A 14,590-nucleotide genomic window follows, 5' to 3' on the forward strand; every position below is an offset into this window, starting at 1 on the left:
GCCCGTCCCTGGCGTCCACCCGACGGCAAGGAGTCCCCGTGAAGATCGCTGTGCTCGGCGGTGACGGCTTCTGCGGCTGGCCCGCAGCGCTGCACCTGTCCGACCTCGGCCACGACGTGGTGATCGTCGACAACCTCATCCGTCGACGCATCGACGAGGAGCTGGGGGCCTCCTCGCTCACCCCGATCGCGTCGGTGCAGGAGCGGCTCGCGGCCTGGGAGGAGGTCGGCGGGCGCCCGATCCGCTTCGTCGAGCTCGACGTCGCGCAGGACTACGACGGGCTGGTCGGCCTATTGCGCGAGGAGGAGCCCGCGGCGATCGTGCACTTCGCCGAGCAGCGGTCCGCGCCCTACTCGATGAAGTCGCCGGCGCACAAGCGCTACACCGTCGACAACAACACCAACGCCACGCACAACCTGCTCTGCGCGCTGGTCGAGACCGAGCTCGACGCGCACCTCGTGCATCTCGGCACCATGGGCGTCTACGGCTACGGCACGGCAGGTATGGCGATTCCCGAGGGCTACCTCGACGTCCAGATCGTGGGTGAGGACGGCTCGCGGGTGGACCAGAAGATCCTCTACCCCACCAACCCGGGCTCGGTCTACCACATGACCAAGTGCCTGGACCAGCAGCTCTTCGCCTACTACGCCAAGAACGACGCCCTGCGGATCACCGACCTGCACCAGGGCATCATCTGGGGGACCCACACCGAGCAGACGCTGCGCGACGAGCGGCTCATCAACCGCTTCGACTACGACGGCGACTACGGCACGGTGCTCAACCGCTTCCTCATGCAGGCGGCGGTCGGCTATCCGCTCACCGTGCACGGCACCGGCGGCCAGACCCGCGCCTTCATCCACCTGCGCGACATGGCCCGCTGCGTGCAGATCGCGCTGGAGAACCCGCCCGCCCGCGGCGACCAGGTCAAGATCTTCAACCAGATGACCCAGACGCACCGGGTCCGCGACCTCGCCGAGCTGGTCGCCCGGATCAGCGACGCGCAGGTCGAGCTGGTGCCCAACCCGCGGCACGAGGCGGCGGAGAACGAGCTGCACGTCCGCAACGAGACCTTCCTCGACCTGGGCCTGGAGCCCACGCTGCTCGAGGAGGGGCTGCTCATGGAGGTCGAGGACGTCGCCCGGCGCTACGCGCACCGCGCCGACCTGGACACCATCCCGTGCACCTCGACCTGGACCCGCGAGCAGCAGCCGGGCGTGCCGGCCTCGCGGGAGGCCGCCTCGGGGACTGCGCCGGAGCCCGCCTCGGGGGTGGCGTCAGTCTCTGCTCCGGGACGCGAGTCGGAGGCACCCACGGACTCCGCGCCGGAGCCCGCCGACACCCGGGCCGAGCGGAGCGCCTGAGCGCGAGCGACGGCATACCCCACGATGCGCATCGCGCTCTTCACCGAGGTCTTCCTCCCCAAGGTCGACGGCGTCGTCACCCGCGTGACCCGCACCCTCGACCAGCTGGCGGACCTCGGGCATACCGCCCTGGTCTTCGCGCCCGGGCAGCCGCCGACGCACTACGGCCCGCACCGGGTGGTGACGGTGCGGTCGGTGTCGTTCCAGCCGTGGTATCCCGAGATCAAGGTCGGCCTCCCCACCGCGCGGATCGCCCGCGAGATGCAGGCCTTCTCACCCGACATCGTGCACGCGGTCAACCCGGTGTGGCTCGCGGCGTACGGCGTGCTCTCGGCGCGGCGGCGCAACCTGCCGCTGCTCGCGAGCTTCCACACCGACGTGCCGTCGTACACGACCAGGCTGGGCAACGGGCTCTGGCTGCTGCGCGCGCCGAGCCAAGCCTGGATCACCGGGATGCACAACCTCGCCGAGGTCAACCTGTGCACGTCGCAGCAGATGGTCGAGCGGGCCCGCGAGGTCGGCATCCGCGACGTCGACCTGTGGCCGAAGGCGGTCGACACGGACGGCTACTGCCCCTCCCGCCGGACCCAGGAGATGCGCGAGCGGCTCACCGACGGGCACCCGGACGCGCCGCTCGTGCTCTATGTCGGGCGGCTGTCGCGGGAGAAGGATCTCGACCAGCTGCTGGAGCCGATCCGGGCGCTCGCGCCCGAGGGGGTGCGGATGGCCTTCGTCGGCTCCGGGCCGGGGAGGCGCGAGCTGGAGGAGCTCTTCGCCGGGACGCCGACGGTCTTCACCGGCTATCTCGCGGGCGAGGAGCTGGCGGCGGCCTACGCCTCGGCGGACGTCTTCGCCTTCCCCTCGACCACCGAGACGCTCGGGCTGGTCGCGCTGGAGTCGATGGCCAGCGGGGTGCCGGTCGTCGGCGCCCGCGCCGGCGGGATCCCGTTCGTCATCGACGATGGCGTCACCGGCTTCCTCGTCGAGCCCGGCGACACGCAGGGGTATGCCGACCGGTTGCGCCGGGTGCTCCTGGAGCCCGGGTTGGCGACGCGCCTCGGGGAGGCCGCACGCGCCGACGCCGAGCGGCACAGCTGGCGCGCGTCGACGGAGTCGCTCGTGACGTCATACCACCTGGCAGTGGAACGGCACGTGGGGCGCGCGCCGATGGTCAAGGCGCTGCGCGCCCGCCAGCACCGCGACCTCTGAGCCCCCACCGACCTGTGCACGCCAGATTGACCTGTGCAAGCCACCAACTGCTGGTCCCCACCGACCTGTGCACGCCAGATTGACCTGTGCACACCGCATAGCTTATGCACCGGTCATCGGAGCGTGCACAGGTCTGGGTGAAGGCCGCGATCTCTGAGTCGGGCGGCCTGTCAGCCGGTGGTGCTAGCGTCAGCGACATGGTCATCGAGGGGGATGCACAGGCACCGACACGATCGACGTGGGGCGGGCGGTGGGCGGCGCTCGGGCCGGGGCTGCTCGCCGCCTCCGCCGCGATCGGCGCCTCCCACCTCATCTCCTCCACCCAGGCGGGTGCGCTGTTCGGCTGGCAGTTGGCCTGGCTCATCGTGCTCGCCAACGTGCTGAAGTACCCCTTCTTCCGGTTCGGGCCGCAGTATGCCGCCGAGACCGGCCGCAGCCTGGTCGAGGGCTACGCGCGGCGCGGGAAGGCATACCTCTGGGTGTTCTTCGTGCTCGCCGCGGTGAGCTCGGTCATCTCGACCGCGGGCGTGCTGCTGCTGTGCACCGTGATCCTGAGCTTCCTGCTGCCCGCGTCGTGGGGTGTGGGCGTGCCGGTGCTGGCGGCGATCGTGCTGGGCGTGACCTGGGTGCTGCTGGTGGGGGGTCACTACACGGCGCTCGACGGTGTCACCAAGATCATCATGGTGACCTTGGCGCTCTCGACCGTGGCGGCGGTGATCATGGCCGCGAGCCAGGGGCCGGTGCGGCAGCCGGGCTTCGAGGACCCGTCACCCTGGACCCTGGCGACCCTGCCCTTCCTCGTCGCCGTCATCGGCTGGATGCCCGCCCCGATCGAGATCAGCGCGCTCAACTCGCTGTGGGTCAAGGCCAAGGCGCAGGGGCGCCGGCTCGCGGTCAAGGATGTGCTCTTCGACTTCAACACCGGGTATGTCGTGTCCACCGTGCTCGCGGTCTTCTTCATCGGGCTGGGGGTGCTGGTCCAGTACGGCAGCGGCCAGGAGCTGGAGATGGCCGGCGGCGCCTACATCCCGCAGCTCATGAGCATGTATGGCGCGGCGATCGGGCAGTGGGCGGTGCCGCTCATGGGGATCATCGCCTTCGCCTGCATGTTCGGCACCGTCATCTCGGTGGTCGACGGGTACGCCCGGGCCGCCGCCGAGTCGCTGCGGCTGATCCGCGGGCAGCAGGAGATGAGCCGAAGGAACAAGGACCTGTGGATCACGGGGATCTCGGTGGTCGCGCTGGTCATCGTCATCTTCATGAGCGCCGAGCTGGCCGGGATGCTGCGCTTCGCGATGATCAGCGCCTTCCTCACCGCGCCCGTCTTCGCCTGGCTCAACTTCTCGATCATCCGCAGCGAGAAGCAGCTGTCCGGGGCGATGCGGGTGCTGTCCTACCTCGGCCTAGCGTTCCTGGCCGGCTTCGCGGTGCTCTTCTTGGCCTCGCTCACCGGCTTCCTCTGAGGTGCTCTGACCGACGTTCCCTGACTGACCGACGTTGTCGACCATGGGTTGTCGTGCCATGGCGCGAAAACCCATCGTCGAAAAGCTCTGATGGCCGGGGGCTCGGCGGACGGCGGGGCCGGTGATCAATCGGCGTCGAGGTGGGCGTTGACCCGCTCGACCTTCTCGGTGAGCTGACCGGCATACCCCGGACGCAGGTCGGCCTTGACCACGAGCGAGACGCGGGGCGCGTGCGCCGCGACGGCGTCGCAGGCCGCCTTGATGACCGGCATCACCTCGTCCCACTCCCCTTCGATCGTGGTGAACATCGAGGTCAGCTCGTAGGGCAGACCGGAGTCGCGGACCACCCGGATGGCGTCGGCCACAGCGGCGCTGACCGACCCCGACTCGTCGGCGGCCGTGGGGGCGACAGAGAAGGCGAAGAGCATGGGCCCACGCTAGCGCCGTGAGATCCCGTCACATCAGGGGCCTGCCGATGGCGTGACGTCGCCAGATCGGCTGTCCGGGCGTAGACTCACGCCTCCTCCTCCTTCCTTCGCCCGCAGAGGTATGCCGCCATGCCTGTTCGCCGCTCCACCGACCCCGCCGCCGAGCTCGCCGCCGAGCAGGCGCACCTCGCGCGCGCCCGCACCGAGCTGGGCCGGATGCGTGAGCACACGCTGTCGCTGACCGCGGACGGCGGCGACGCTCTGGCGGGTGAGGCGCTGGCCCAGACGCTGTGGCTGCGGGCCAAGGCACTGCAGGACGACCCGGGCACGACCCTCTTCTTCGGCCGCCTGGACATGGCACCCACCGGTGGCGACGCGGCCCCCGGCGAGCGGCTCTACATCGGCCGCCGCCACGTCTCGGACGCCGAGGGCGAACCGGTCGTCATCGACTGGCGCGCCGGGGTGTCGACCCCGTTCTACCGCGCCAGCACCGCCGACCCGATGGGCGTCGAGCTGCGGCGGCGCTTCGGGATCGAGGACGGACAGATCACCGCGCTGGAGGACGAGCGCCTCAGCGGCGACGCGGCCGAGGCTGGGGCGGACAGGCACGGTGACGCGGCGACGGACCCAGAAGCGAGCAGCATTCTGACCCGCGAGATCGAGCGCCCCCGGATCGGCCCGATGCGCGACATCGTCGCCACCATCCAACCCGAGCAGGACGAGATCGTCCGCGCCGACGTCACCACCACGCTATGCGTCCAGGGTGCGCCGGGCACCGGGAAGACCGCGGTGGGGCTGCACCGCGCCGCCTGGCTCCTCTACGCCTTCCGCGACCGGCTGGCCCGCTCCGGCGTCCTGGTCATCGGGCCCAACCGGGCCTTCCTCGAGCACGTCGGCGCGGTGCTGCCCTCGCTCGGGGAGGTCAGCGTCCGGCACACCACGGTGGAGGATCTCGTCGCCGGGCACGGCCGGGTCCGCGCGGTGGACAGCTCCGAGGTGGCGCGACTCAAGGGCCAGGCCCGGATGGCCGACGTGCTCCGCGACGCGCTCTGGGCGCAGGTCCGGCCCGCGACCGAGGCGCTCGTGGTGCCGCGCGGGTCACGCAAGTGGCGGGTGCCGGCCTACGAGGTGCAGGACATGCTCGACGAGTTGCGCTCCCGCGGCGTGGGGTATGCCGCTGCCCGGGCGATGCTGCACCAGCGCCTCGCGCACGCGGTCATGGTGGCGATGGAGCGCTCCGGCGACTCCCCGGACGACCGGGTGCAGGACACGGTGGCCCGCTCGGCGCCCGTGAAGGCCTACGTCAAGCAGGTCTGGCCCGAGGCCAAGCCGACTGCGGTCCTCGCGCACCTGCTGTCGACCGGCGAGCACCTGGCCGACGACCAGCAGGCGATGGTCTGGGGCACCCCGCCGCGCACGGCCGGCAGCGCCCGGTGGAGCGTCGCCGACCTGGTCCTGCTCGATGAGCTCACCGACCTGGTCGAGCGGACCCCGAGCCTGGGCCACGTCGTGCTCGACGAGGCGCAGGACCTCTCCCCCATGCAGCTGCGTGCCGTTGGCCGCCGCGCCTCCACCGGCTCGCTCACCGTGCTCGGCGACCTGGCGCAGGGCACGACGCCGTGGTCGACGGCGAGCTGGGAGGAGTCGCTGCAGCACCTCGGCAAGGACCTCGCGGCGACCAGCACCCACCTGGAGGAGCTCGTGCGCGGCTTCCGCGTGCCCTCCTCGGTCATCGAGTATGCCGCGCGTCTCCTCCCGGCGATCGCCCCCGACCTGGCGCCGCCGGAGTCGGTGCGCTCGCACCCCGGGCGACTGGACGTCATACCCGTGGAGGAAGCAGTCGCCGGAGCGGTCGAGGCGACGAGATCTGCTGCGGCACAGGAGGGCTCGGTCGGTGTCATCGTGCCGGACGCACGTCTCGACGACGTCTCCCGGGCACTGCGCGGAGCCGACGTGGAGCACGAGGTGCTCGACGGCGCGCACGCTGCCGAGGGTGGGGTCCGAGTCCGCGTCTTCCTCATCCCGGCGACCGTCGCCAAGGGGCTGGAGTTCGACCAGGTCGTCGTGGTCGAGCCGGCCGCGATCGCCGCGGCCGAGCCGGACGAACGCACCGGGCTGCGGCGGCTCTACGTCGTCCTCACCCGCGCCGTCAGCGGCCTCACCGTGGTCCACGCCCAGCCGCTGCCGGGACCTCTGGCCTGACCCGGTCTTCGGAGCTTTCGGCCTGCCCCGCCAGGAGTGAGCATGGGATAGCACGACCTTCATCGGCACACGTCCCGATGATGGTCCTGCTATCCCGTGGTCACTCTGGTGGGGAGGGAGCCGGCGGCTCGGACGCCTGCTCCTGAGCCAGACTGTCGTGCGCCACGTAGTAGGTCGGCCGGTCCAGCTGCATCGTGTAGGTCCGGCCGACGTACTCCCCCAGGATCCCGAGGCACAGCAGCTGCACCCCGCCGACCGCCGTCACCACCATGAAGGTGGAGGTCCAGCCGGGGACGTTGAGCCCGACGGCATACCCGACCAGGGCGTAGACGAGCAGCCCCAGCGCCACGGCCGCACCGACGAACCCCAGCCAGGTCGCGAGCCGCAGCGGCGCGATGCTCGCCCCCGTGATCGAGTCGACGGCGAGCCGGACCATGCGCGAGAGCGGGTACTTCGACGCGCCGGCAGCCCGCGCATCGCGCCGGTAGGTCAGCACCCCCGACGGGAACCCCAGCGACGGCACGACCAACCGCAGCACCCGGTGGTGCTCCGGCAGAGCCGTGACCGCATCGACCGTCGCCCGCGACATGAGCCGGAAGTCGCCCGCCTGCGCCGGGCCGTGGTCGGCGCCCAGCCGCCGCATCGTGTCGTAGTAGCCACTGGCCGTGACCCGTTTGAAGCGCGTGTCGGTCGAGCGGTCGTCGCGCACGGCGTAGACGACGTCCAGCCCCTGCTCCCGCGCCAGCCGCACCATGTCGGCCACGAGCTCGGGCGGGTCCTGCAGGTCGGCGTCGATGGTGACGACCAGCTCTCCGCGCGCCCGCTCCAGCCCGGCCGAGATCGCGGCCTGGTGCCCGGCGTTGGCACGCAGCCGCACCACCCGCAGCTGCGGCCAGGTATGCCGTTCGCGTTGCAGCAGAACGGGTGTCGCGTCGGTGCTGCCGTCGTCGACCACGAGGACCTCGTAGTCCAGCCCGTCCGCCGCCACCGCGTCCAGCACCGGACGCAGCCGCTGCACGAAGAGCGGCAGGACGTCCTGCTCGTCGTACATCGGCACGACGACGGAGAGCGCCAGGGCGCTCTGCTCGGCTGCGGTCATGGTGCTCCAGCTCGGGGGTGGGCGGTGCGCCGATCCTAACCGGGCGCGCGCCCAGCGGGCGGCGGTCGGCACCGGCTCCGCACCGACCCCTCGCGCCCCGTGCCCCTCCGGGGTCGCACCACCTGGGGCGACGTCATACCGTAGGGCGAAGCACCGTTCCCCATCCATGAGGAGAGAGCATGCACCCCACCCACGTCCCCCTGCGCGTCGCGACCGGCGCCTTCATCCTCAACTCCGGCATCGGCAAGCTCAAGGCCACCGAGGAGGAGCAGGAGCAAACGCACGGCTGGGCCTCCAGCGTCTACCCGATCTTCAAGGACATGAAGGCGGGCGACTTCACCAAGGCCCTGGCCTACGGCGAGATCGGGCTCGGCGCGATGCTGCTGCTGCCCACCGTCCCGTCGGCGGTCGCCGGCGGCGCGCTCGCGGCGTTCGGGGCCGGGCTCACCGGCCTCTACCTCAACACGCCGGGCATGACCAAGGAGGACGGCATCCGGCCCACGCCGGACGGCATCGGGCTGGCCAAGGACGTGTGGCTGGTCGGTGCCGGCGTCACCCTGGCGATGCAGTCCTTCCTCTCGGGCACCAAGCACGCGGCGGAGTCCGTGGCCGACGGCGTGAGCAACGCCGCGGGCGCAGTGGCCGGCGGCGTGACCGGCGCGGCCAGCTCGGTCGGCCACGGCCTGAGCAGCGCGGTCGGCGCCGGCGGCGCGAAGGGCAGCGGCGCGGTCTCCGGCCTTGCCGACAAGGCGCACGACGCGCGCGAGGAGCTCGCCGACGCGCTCTCCGACCTGGCGGAGTCGGTGCTCGGCAGGCGCTGAGTCACCGACGGACCTCAGGACGGCTCGTCGAGGGCGAGCACCTGGACGGTCTCGACCGGCGCATCCCGCCCCTTGAGCCGCAGCTGGCCCAGGGGGCGGGTGCGTGCGCCGTCCAGGCGCTCGAGCGTGGACCGGCTCACGGCCACGCCGCCCGTCGGCGCCTGCCCCTCGATCCGGGAGGCGGTGTTGACCGTGTCGCCGATGACGGTGCGAGTCCGACCACCTGAGGTCCCGAGCAGGCTCAGCGAGACCGGGCCGCTGTTGACGCCGACGCGGAAGCGCGGCCAGTCGGGGTGAGCCGCCGCCAGCGGTGCCGTCGCCTCCTGCAGGGACAGGCCGGCCCGGGCCGCCCGCACCGCGTGGTCGGGCTGGTCGCCACGGGTGTTGAACGTCACCATGAGCGCGTCCCCGATGATCTGCTCCACCTCGCCGCCGTGCCGCACGACGGCGGGGACTGCGGCCCCCAGCTGCACGTCGAGCATCGCCGAGACCTCGTCGGGCGGATGCACCTCGGAGTAGGTCGTGAAGGCCTGCAGATCCGCGAATAGCACGCTGATGTCGCGTCGGCCCGCGCGGGTGTCCTCCAGATAGAGGGCGCCGAAGCGCTCGTCGCGCCAGCTGCGCCGCGCCCCCACCGCGACCAGCGCGAAGGCCGTGAGCAGCAGCACGTGCCACTCCCACCACGACAGGTGCCAGCTGCGGGCCAGCGCCATCGCCACCAGGGCCTCGGCGAGGAGCAGGTATGCCGCCAGCACCGCGAGGAGCATCGGGTCCCGTCGGTGGCGCCACCGACGCGCGTAGGACGCCGCTGCGGCGAGGTAGAGCACCACACCCCCCAGGGCGACCACGCCGGGCAGCGACTCCGCACCCGTGGGCGCCCTCCCCAGGGGCGGCAGCCCGGCCAGCGACACCCCCAGCCAGACCAGCATGAGCACGAGCAGGGCCACCCGGAGCCGGCGGCCCAGGATGACCTCGCGCGCGACGGCCTCGTCACTGGGCTCGGCGGTGGAGCGCAGCGCGAAGATCGACCCGATCGCCACACCGATCGGCGTGGCGAGCGCGAAGCCGAGGTTGGAGCCGGCCAGCAGCACCCCTGGGGTGGCCAGGGCGTGCAGCAGCAGGAAGCCGGCCGAGGAGAGGAAGGCCAGCGAGACGTGCAGGAGCCGGGCGTCGCCGCGGCGGGCCGCCGCCTCACCGGTGGCCCAGGCGAGGACGGCCGACAGTGCGGCGGCCGCCATCACGAGCCAGAAGTGCGCCGGATGGTGCTGCCAGCGCAGATCCAGCGTCGGCCTGACGACCAGCAGCACCAGACCCGCGAACGGCAGCAGCAACGCCGCTGCCACGCCGAGCAGCGGTCCGGACCGCTGCCCGGCACGCACGGTGGGCACCGCGGAGGGCACCGGTCACCTGCCGGTCTCGAGCAGGGTGGGCGCCGGCATACCGCTCACCCCGACGCGGCGGCGAGGTGCTCATGCACCTCGGAGACGACGACCGACCCCTCCCCCACCGCGGAGGCGACCCGCTTGACCGACCCGCTGCGCACGTCGCCGACGGCGAACACCCCCGGCACCGAGGTCTCGTGCGGACGTGGGAGCGCACCGGCGCCCGGATCGACGGCATCGGACCCGGTGAGCACGAAGCCCCTCGGGTCGCGCCGCAGGTCGTCGGGCAGCCACTGCGTGTGCGGCTCCGCGCCGATCATGACGAAGAGCCCGTCCATGTCGACCGGGGTGCTGACGCCGGTGGCGCGGTCGGTGACCAGGACGCGTTCCAGCCGGCCCTCGCCCTCGGCCGCGGTGATCTCGGCGCCCAGGTGGACCGTGATCACCGGCTCGCCGGCGAGAGCCTCGATCAGGTAGGCCGACATGGTGTCCTCCAGCCGGGGCGACCGCACGACGAGGTGGACGGCGCTGCTGTAGCGCGCGAGCTGCAGCACCGCCTGCCCGGCGGAGTTGCCACCCCCGACGACCCCGGCGACCAGGCCGTCCAGGGCGTGGGCCGCCGAGACGCTGGCACCGTAGTAGACGCCCTGCCCGGTGCGCTCCTCGACGGACGGGACGCCCAGCCGCCGGTAGGCCACCCCGCACGCGAGCACGACCGAGTGCGCCACGACCTCGCCCTGACCCGAGACCGTGGCCCGGAAGGCACCGCCCTCCCGCTGCAGCCGCTGGACCTCGCGGCTCAGCACGAAGCGCGCCCCGAAGATCCAGGCCTGCTGGTAGCCCCGCTGGGCGAGCTCGGACCCGCTGATACCGCGCGCGAACCCGAGGTAGTTGCGGATGAGCGAGCTGGTGCCGGCCTGACCGCCGATCGCGACCCGCTCCACCACCAGGGTGCTCAGCCCCTCCGAGGCTCCGTAGACCGCGGCCGCGATCCCCGAGGGTCCGGCACCCACCACCAGCAGGTCGACCTCGCGCTGGGAGTCGGCGACGGTGGTGGGGATGCCCCAGGCCGCCAGCACCTCTTCGTCGGTCGGGTCCACCAGGGTCGGCCCACCCAGCGCCGCCATCCACACGACGACCTCGCCGTCGTGCTCCGGCCGCGCGGCCGCGAGGGCCTGGCGCCCCCGCTCGGTGTCGATCGCGCGGAAGGCGTAGGGAATGCGGTTGCGGTGCAGGAGGTCGCTCAGCTCGAAGGCGCGTGGTGCGTGCCGGTCGCCGACGAGCACCACCTCCCGCTTCGTCCGCGGGTCGGTCCGCGACCAGTCCTGCAGGACCTCGGCGACGGTCCGCTGGAAGAGCTCGTCGCCGGCCGTCCACGGTCGGAGCACGTAGGCGTGCAGGTCCCCGACCGCGGTGCCGCGCAGGATGAGCCCGGCCACCGCCGGATCCGACCAGGCACCCCAGTCCACGAGCAGGCACCGTCTGGCCTCCGGATGGTGGTGCCGCGCGGCGGCCAGGACGGCATCACGGTCGTCGTCCGGGAGTCCGTCGCCCACGAAGAGCAGGGCGACCTGCTCGTCACGTCGGGCGGCCCCGTGGAGCAGGTGGACGGTGTCGGCGGCACTCACCTCGCCGCGCACCCGGTAGCTCGTGCCGAAGCCACGCGCGAGCTCGGTCTCGACACGACCCAGTCGTGGGGCGTCAGCGTCCACGACCAGGACCACGGGGCGTACGCCCCAGCCCTGGGCGACCATAGGTCGATGGTAGTCCTTCCCACGCCAGGAGGACAGCGGATTCTGGGCGGGGTCAGCCGATCCACCGCTCGAGGCCGTCGTGCAGCTGCGCGGCGGCCTCGCGGTAGGTCGTGCGCGTCCCCTCGTCGGTCGCGAGGGTCGCGACCCGGTGCAGGTGCGGCTGGATGAAGAATGTCTCGTGCACCAGCGAGGCCGCCCGGCGGGCCAGCAGCGGCTCCAGGTCGACCGGCGCCCCGAGCGTGTCGCGCTCGGCCGCATAGATCTCGGCCTGGCTGCGCACCTGCTGCTCGGTCATGGGGGCGTACCACGGGTGGGCGTGGACCGCGCCGCCGGCGAAGGCCAGGTCGTGCGCGGGGTCGCCGATCCCGCCCCACTCCCAGTCGATGAGCCGGGGCACGCCGTCGGCGACGACCACGTTGGTGAGGCACGCGTCGCCGTGCACCAGCCGTTGCTCGGCGGCGGCGAAGGCGGGGCGCGCGCGGTCCTGGTGCCGGAGCACGGCGGGCCAGAGCGGCTCGAGCGCCGCGGCGTGCTCGGGCTGGTGCTCGCGCCACCAGCCCCGCGCCGACTCCGCGGCCCGCAGCGGGTCCGGGTCGTCGGCGGGCGGGAGCCCGTCGATGCGACCCTCGACGTGCAGCCGGGCCAGCTGGCGCGCCAGCGCCGCGAGGAGATCCTGGGTCCAGGCCTCCGGGGCGAGCACCTCTCCCTCGACCGCCGTCGTCACGAGGTATGCCGTGTCGTCGCCGTCGGTGGGCACGTGCACGGCGACCGGTCGCGCGCCGAGTCCGTCGGGCACCCGGGTGAGCAGGTCCAGCTCCGGCTCGAGACCGAGCGGCAGCTCGTGCAGCGGGCGGTGCGGCACCCGCACCGCGAGGCCGGGCTCCACGCGCCACGCCACGAACGACTCACCGCGGCCGAGCAGCGACACGACCGGCGCACCGGCGGGGACGGCATACCCCGCCGCCTCCCACCACTGCGGGTGGGCGGCGACCAGACGCCCGATGTCGGTGGCGTCGAGCTGGGGCGGGATCACGAGGCCATGTTCTCAGGCGCCGCCGCTGCGGCCCGGGCGCGCCGGGCCGTGCCACGATGGCTGCGTGCGAGAGCTCGAGAGCAGCGAGGTGCTGGTCCCCGGCGGACGGTGGGGCTGGCTCGGCGTGGTGCCACCCTTCCTCATGACGATGCTGGCGGTGGTCCAGGCCGTCGGCGCGCAGGGTGACGCCATCTTCTGGTGGGTCCTCGCCGCGATGGGGCTCGTCTTCTCGCTCACCCTCCTGGCGGCGACGCTGGTCCGGCTCTCCCGCCGCCCCGAGACGGCGGTCCGCGTGGACGACTACGGGCTGACGCTGCCCGGCCACGGGCCGGTCCCGTGGAGCCAGGTCGAGGACGTCACCACCGTGTGGGGCGACAAGCAGCGCAAGGTCTGGTGGGTCCTGCTGCGCGACGGCACCCGGGTCCGCACCGCATTCACGCAGCAGGACCGGCAGCTGCGGCGGCGCTGGGACCAGGTCCGCGACCAGCGGGCGCCGCGCTCATGACGCATCCCGCCGAGGCCCTGCTCGACCGGTGGCTCGTCGACGCCTCCCTGCTCGCGCCGGACGCCGGACGTGACCTCTGGCTGGCCGAGGGCTCGCTGCTGCTGCGCGGCTGGGCCGAGCCGCAGCGGCGCTACCACACCAGCGAGCACCTCACCGAGGTGCTGACCGCGCTCGACGAGCTCGCGCGGGCCGGGGCGATGGGCGCGGACGACGCGCTGCTGGCTCGCACGATCGCGTGGTATCACGACCTCGCCTACGACCCGCGCGCGGCGCCCGGGAGCAACGAGCACCGCAGCGCCACCCTCGCCCGCGACCACCTGCACCGGCTCGGCGTCGACGACGCCGTTGTCGACGAGGTCGAGTGCGGGGTCCTCATGACGCTGGACCACGAAGGGTCCGCAGGACGCCCCGCCCTCGACGCCATGCACGACGCCGACCTGTGGATCCTCTCCGCGTCGCCGCAGCGCTACGCGACCTACGGCGAGCAGGTCCGCGCGGAGTACGCCCACGTCCCCGACGACGCCTTCCGCACCGGCCGGCTCGCGATCATGGCGCCCTTCGCCCAGCGCGAGCGGCTCTACCGCACCGACCACGCGCATACCCACTGGTCCGAGCGCGCCCGCACCAACCTGACGCGGGAGATCGAGGACCTGCGTGGGGGATGACGTCGCGCTCGTCGAGCGGATCCGCACCGGCCTGGCGTCGGCCGGCGACGCCGAGCGCGCGGTCGGCCAGCAGGCCTACATGAAATCCAGCCTGCCCTTCTACGGCCTCACCTCCCCGGAGCTGCGGCGGATCGTCGACCCGCTCGTGCGCCAGCATGCCCCCGCCGACCGACAGACCTGGGAGGCAGGTCTCCGCGCACTCTGGGACGGCGCCACGCACCGGGAGGAGGGCATACACCGGGAGGAACTGCGGCACCATGATCGCGGTCATCGTCACAGCGCCCAGGAGCACGGTCGTGGAGGAGAGCAGGGGGTGGGTGAGCTGCTGCAACATGAGCTCGACGTTCTCCACGTCCCGCACCAGCTTGGTCTGGACCACCGAGGAGCTGACCCTGCTGTGATAGCCGATCGACAGCCGCTGCAGGTGGGTCACCATGGCCCGGCGCAGCTCCATCCCGGTGTCGCGCACCACGGTCATGAAGTTGCGGACGTAGACGAGGTGGTTCGGGTAGCTGGACCAGCAGCGCCAGGGCGAGCGCGAACCATCCGAGCACCTCCCGCACCTCGCCGCCCTCGGCGACGACGTCGATGACCCGCGCGGTGATGACCGGCAGGACCCACACCGGCGTCTCCTTGAGCACGAAGGCTCCCAGCGCGAGCGTCAGTCG

At 72.7% G+C, this 14,590-nt stretch carries 13 protein-coding genes and 1 pseudogene; 9 read left to right on the plus strand and 5 right to left on the minus strand.

Annotated features, from left to right (window positions below; genetic code table 11):
- Positions 1–38 precede the first annotated feature (38 nt).
- The 3 genes from AC5PYY_RS00830 (at position 39) to AC5PYY_RS00840 (ending at position 4,033) form a co-directional block, all read left to right on the plus strand.
- The gene (locus AC5PYY_RS00830; RefSeq protein ID WP_493897948.1) at positions 39–1,361 is read left to right on the plus strand and encodes an NAD-dependent epimerase/dehydratase family protein; all 1,323 of its coding nucleotides are present in this window, start codon (positions 39–41) and stop codon (positions 1,359–1,361) included.
- A 24-nt stretch (positions 1,362–1,385) separates the two neighbouring features.
- Positions 1,386–2,570, plus strand: coding sequence for a glycosyltransferase family 4 protein (locus AC5PYY_RS00835; RefSeq protein WP_493897949.1), 1,185 nt, complete (start codon positions 1,386–1,388; stop codon positions 2,568–2,570).
- 197 nt (positions 2,571–2,767) lie between these two features.
- Entirely contained in the window at positions 2,768–4,033 is a 1,266-nt protein-coding gene (locus AC5PYY_RS00840) for an NRAMP family divalent metal transporter (protein WP_493897950.1), read from the plus strand.
- A gap of 125 nt (positions 4,034–4,158) precedes the next feature.
- Here the strand turns inward: AC5PYY_RS00840 and AC5PYY_RS00845 are convergent, their stop codons facing one another.
- Entirely contained in the window at positions 4,159–4,461 is a 303-nt protein-coding gene (locus tag AC5PYY_RS00845; RefSeq protein WP_493897951.1) for an MTH1187 family thiamine-binding protein, read from the minus strand.
- Between the two features lie 129 nt (positions 4,462–4,590).
- Here AC5PYY_RS00845 and AC5PYY_RS00850 point away from each other — a divergent pair, with 129 nt between their 5' ends.
- Positions 4,591–6,663 (plus strand): HelD family protein, encoded by a 2,073-nt coding sequence (locus tag AC5PYY_RS00850; RefSeq protein ID WP_493897952.1) that lies wholly within the window; start codon positions 4,591–4,593, stop codon positions 6,661–6,663.
- Positions 6,664–6,763: 100 nt separating this feature from the next.
- Here the strand turns inward: AC5PYY_RS00850 and AC5PYY_RS00855 are convergent, their stop codons facing one another.
- Positions 6,764–7,762, minus strand: a complete 999-nt coding sequence (locus AC5PYY_RS00855; RefSeq protein WP_493897953.1) for a glycosyltransferase family 2 protein — start codon at positions 7,760–7,762, stop codon at positions 6,764–6,766.
- A 179-nt stretch (positions 7,763–7,941) separates the two neighbouring features.
- On the opposite strand from AC5PYY_RS00855, the gene AC5PYY_RS00860 reads away from it, so the two are divergent.
- Complete coding sequence (locus AC5PYY_RS00860; protein ID WP_493897954.1) at positions 7,942–8,583, plus strand: hypothetical protein; 642 nt, start codon at positions 7,942–7,944, stop codon at positions 8,581–8,583.
- Positions 8,584–8,597: 14 nt separating this feature from the next.
- Here AC5PYY_RS00860 and AC5PYY_RS00865 read toward each other — a convergent pair whose 3' ends face one another.
- From AC5PYY_RS00865 to AC5PYY_RS00875, 3 genes are read right to left on the minus strand one after another with little or no spacing between them, the layout of a single operon-like run.
- Positions 8,598–9,983 carry an adenylate/guanylate cyclase domain-containing protein gene (locus AC5PYY_RS00865; protein ID WP_493897955.1) on the minus strand — a complete coding sequence of 462 codons (1,386 nt, stop codon included), beginning with the start codon at positions 9,981–9,983 and terminating at the stop codon, positions 8,598–8,600.
- 44 nt (positions 9,984–10,027) lie between these two features.
- Positions 10,028–11,719 (minus strand): NAD(P)/FAD-dependent oxidoreductase, encoded by a 1,692-nt coding sequence (locus tag AC5PYY_RS00870; protein WP_493897956.1) that lies wholly within the window; start codon positions 11,717–11,719, stop codon positions 10,028–10,030.
- 52 nt (positions 11,720–11,771) lie between these two features.
- Positions 11,772–12,752: a phosphotransferase family protein gene (locus AC5PYY_RS00875; protein ID WP_493897957.1), complete on the minus strand. Its 981-nt coding sequence runs from the start codon at positions 12,750–12,752 to the stop codon at positions 11,772–11,774.
- Between the two features lie 64 nt (positions 12,753–12,816).
- Here AC5PYY_RS00875 and AC5PYY_RS00880 point away from each other — a divergent pair, with 64 nt between their 5' ends.
- From AC5PYY_RS00880 to AC5PYY_RS00895, 4 genes and pseudogenes are all read left to right on the plus strand, one after another.
- Positions 12,817–13,257 carry a hypothetical protein gene (locus AC5PYY_RS00880; protein WP_493897958.1) on the plus strand — a complete coding sequence of 147 codons (441 nt, stop codon included), beginning with the start codon at positions 12,817–12,819 and terminating at the stop codon, positions 13,255–13,257.
- Positions 13,254–13,922, plus strand: a complete 669-nt coding sequence (locus tag AC5PYY_RS00885; RefSeq protein ID WP_493897959.1) for an HD domain-containing protein — start codon at positions 13,254–13,256, stop codon at positions 13,920–13,922. The genes AC5PYY_RS00880 and AC5PYY_RS00885 overlap by 4 nt, the downstream gene beginning before the upstream one ends.
- A 79-nt stretch (positions 13,923–14,001) precedes the next feature.
- Positions 14,002–14,088 (plus strand): annotated as a pseudogene (locus AC5PYY_RS00890) (DNA alkylation repair protein); the annotation flags it as partial.
- Between the two features lie 91 nt (positions 14,089–14,179).
- The gene (locus AC5PYY_RS00895) at positions 14,180–14,323 is read left to right on the plus strand and encodes a hypothetical protein (RefSeq protein ID WP_493899405.1); all 144 of its coding nucleotides are present in this window, start codon (positions 14,180–14,182) and stop codon (positions 14,321–14,323) included.
- Positions 14,324–14,590 lie beyond the last annotated feature (267 nt).

Source organism: Serinicoccus sp. JS2-9 (assembly GCF_059025165.1).

Bases quoted from the DNA above. Each gene is read 5' to 3' on its own strand.
- AC5PYY_RS00835 (WP_493897949.1), top strand. From the start codon at position 1,386: ATGCGCATCGCGCTCTTCACCGAGGTCTTCCTCCCCAAGGTCGACGGC.
- AC5PYY_RS00840 (WP_493897950.1), top strand. From the start codon at position 2,768: ATGGTCATCGAGGGGGATGCACAGGCACCGACACGATCGACGTGGGGC.
- AC5PYY_RS00845 (WP_493897951.1), bottom strand. From the start codon at position 4,461: ATGCTCTTCGCCTTCTCTGTCGCCCCCACGGCCGCCGACGAGTCGGGG.
- AC5PYY_RS00850 (WP_493897952.1), top strand. From the start codon at position 4,591: ATGCCTGTTCGCCGCTCCACCGACCCCGCCGCCGAGCTCGCCGCCGAG.
- AC5PYY_RS00855 (WP_493897953.1), bottom strand. From the start codon at position 7,762: ATGACCGCAGCCGAGCAGAGCGCCCTGGCGCTCTCCGTCGTCGTGCCG.
- AC5PYY_RS00860 (WP_493897954.1), top strand. From the start codon at position 7,942: ATGCACCCCACCCACGTCCCCCTGCGCGTCGCGACCGGCGCCTTCATC.
- AC5PYY_RS00870 (WP_493897956.1), bottom strand. From the start codon at position 11,719: ATGGTCGCCCAGGGCTGGGGCGTACGCCCCGTGGTCCTGGTCGTGGAC.
- AC5PYY_RS00885 (WP_493897959.1), top strand. From the start codon at position 13,254: ATGACGCATCCCGCCGAGGCCCTGCTCGACCGGTGGCTCGTCGACGCC.
- AC5PYY_RS00895 (WP_493899405.1), top strand. From the start codon at position 14,180: ATGATCGCGGTCATCGTCACAGCGCCCAGGAGCACGGTCGTGGAGGAG.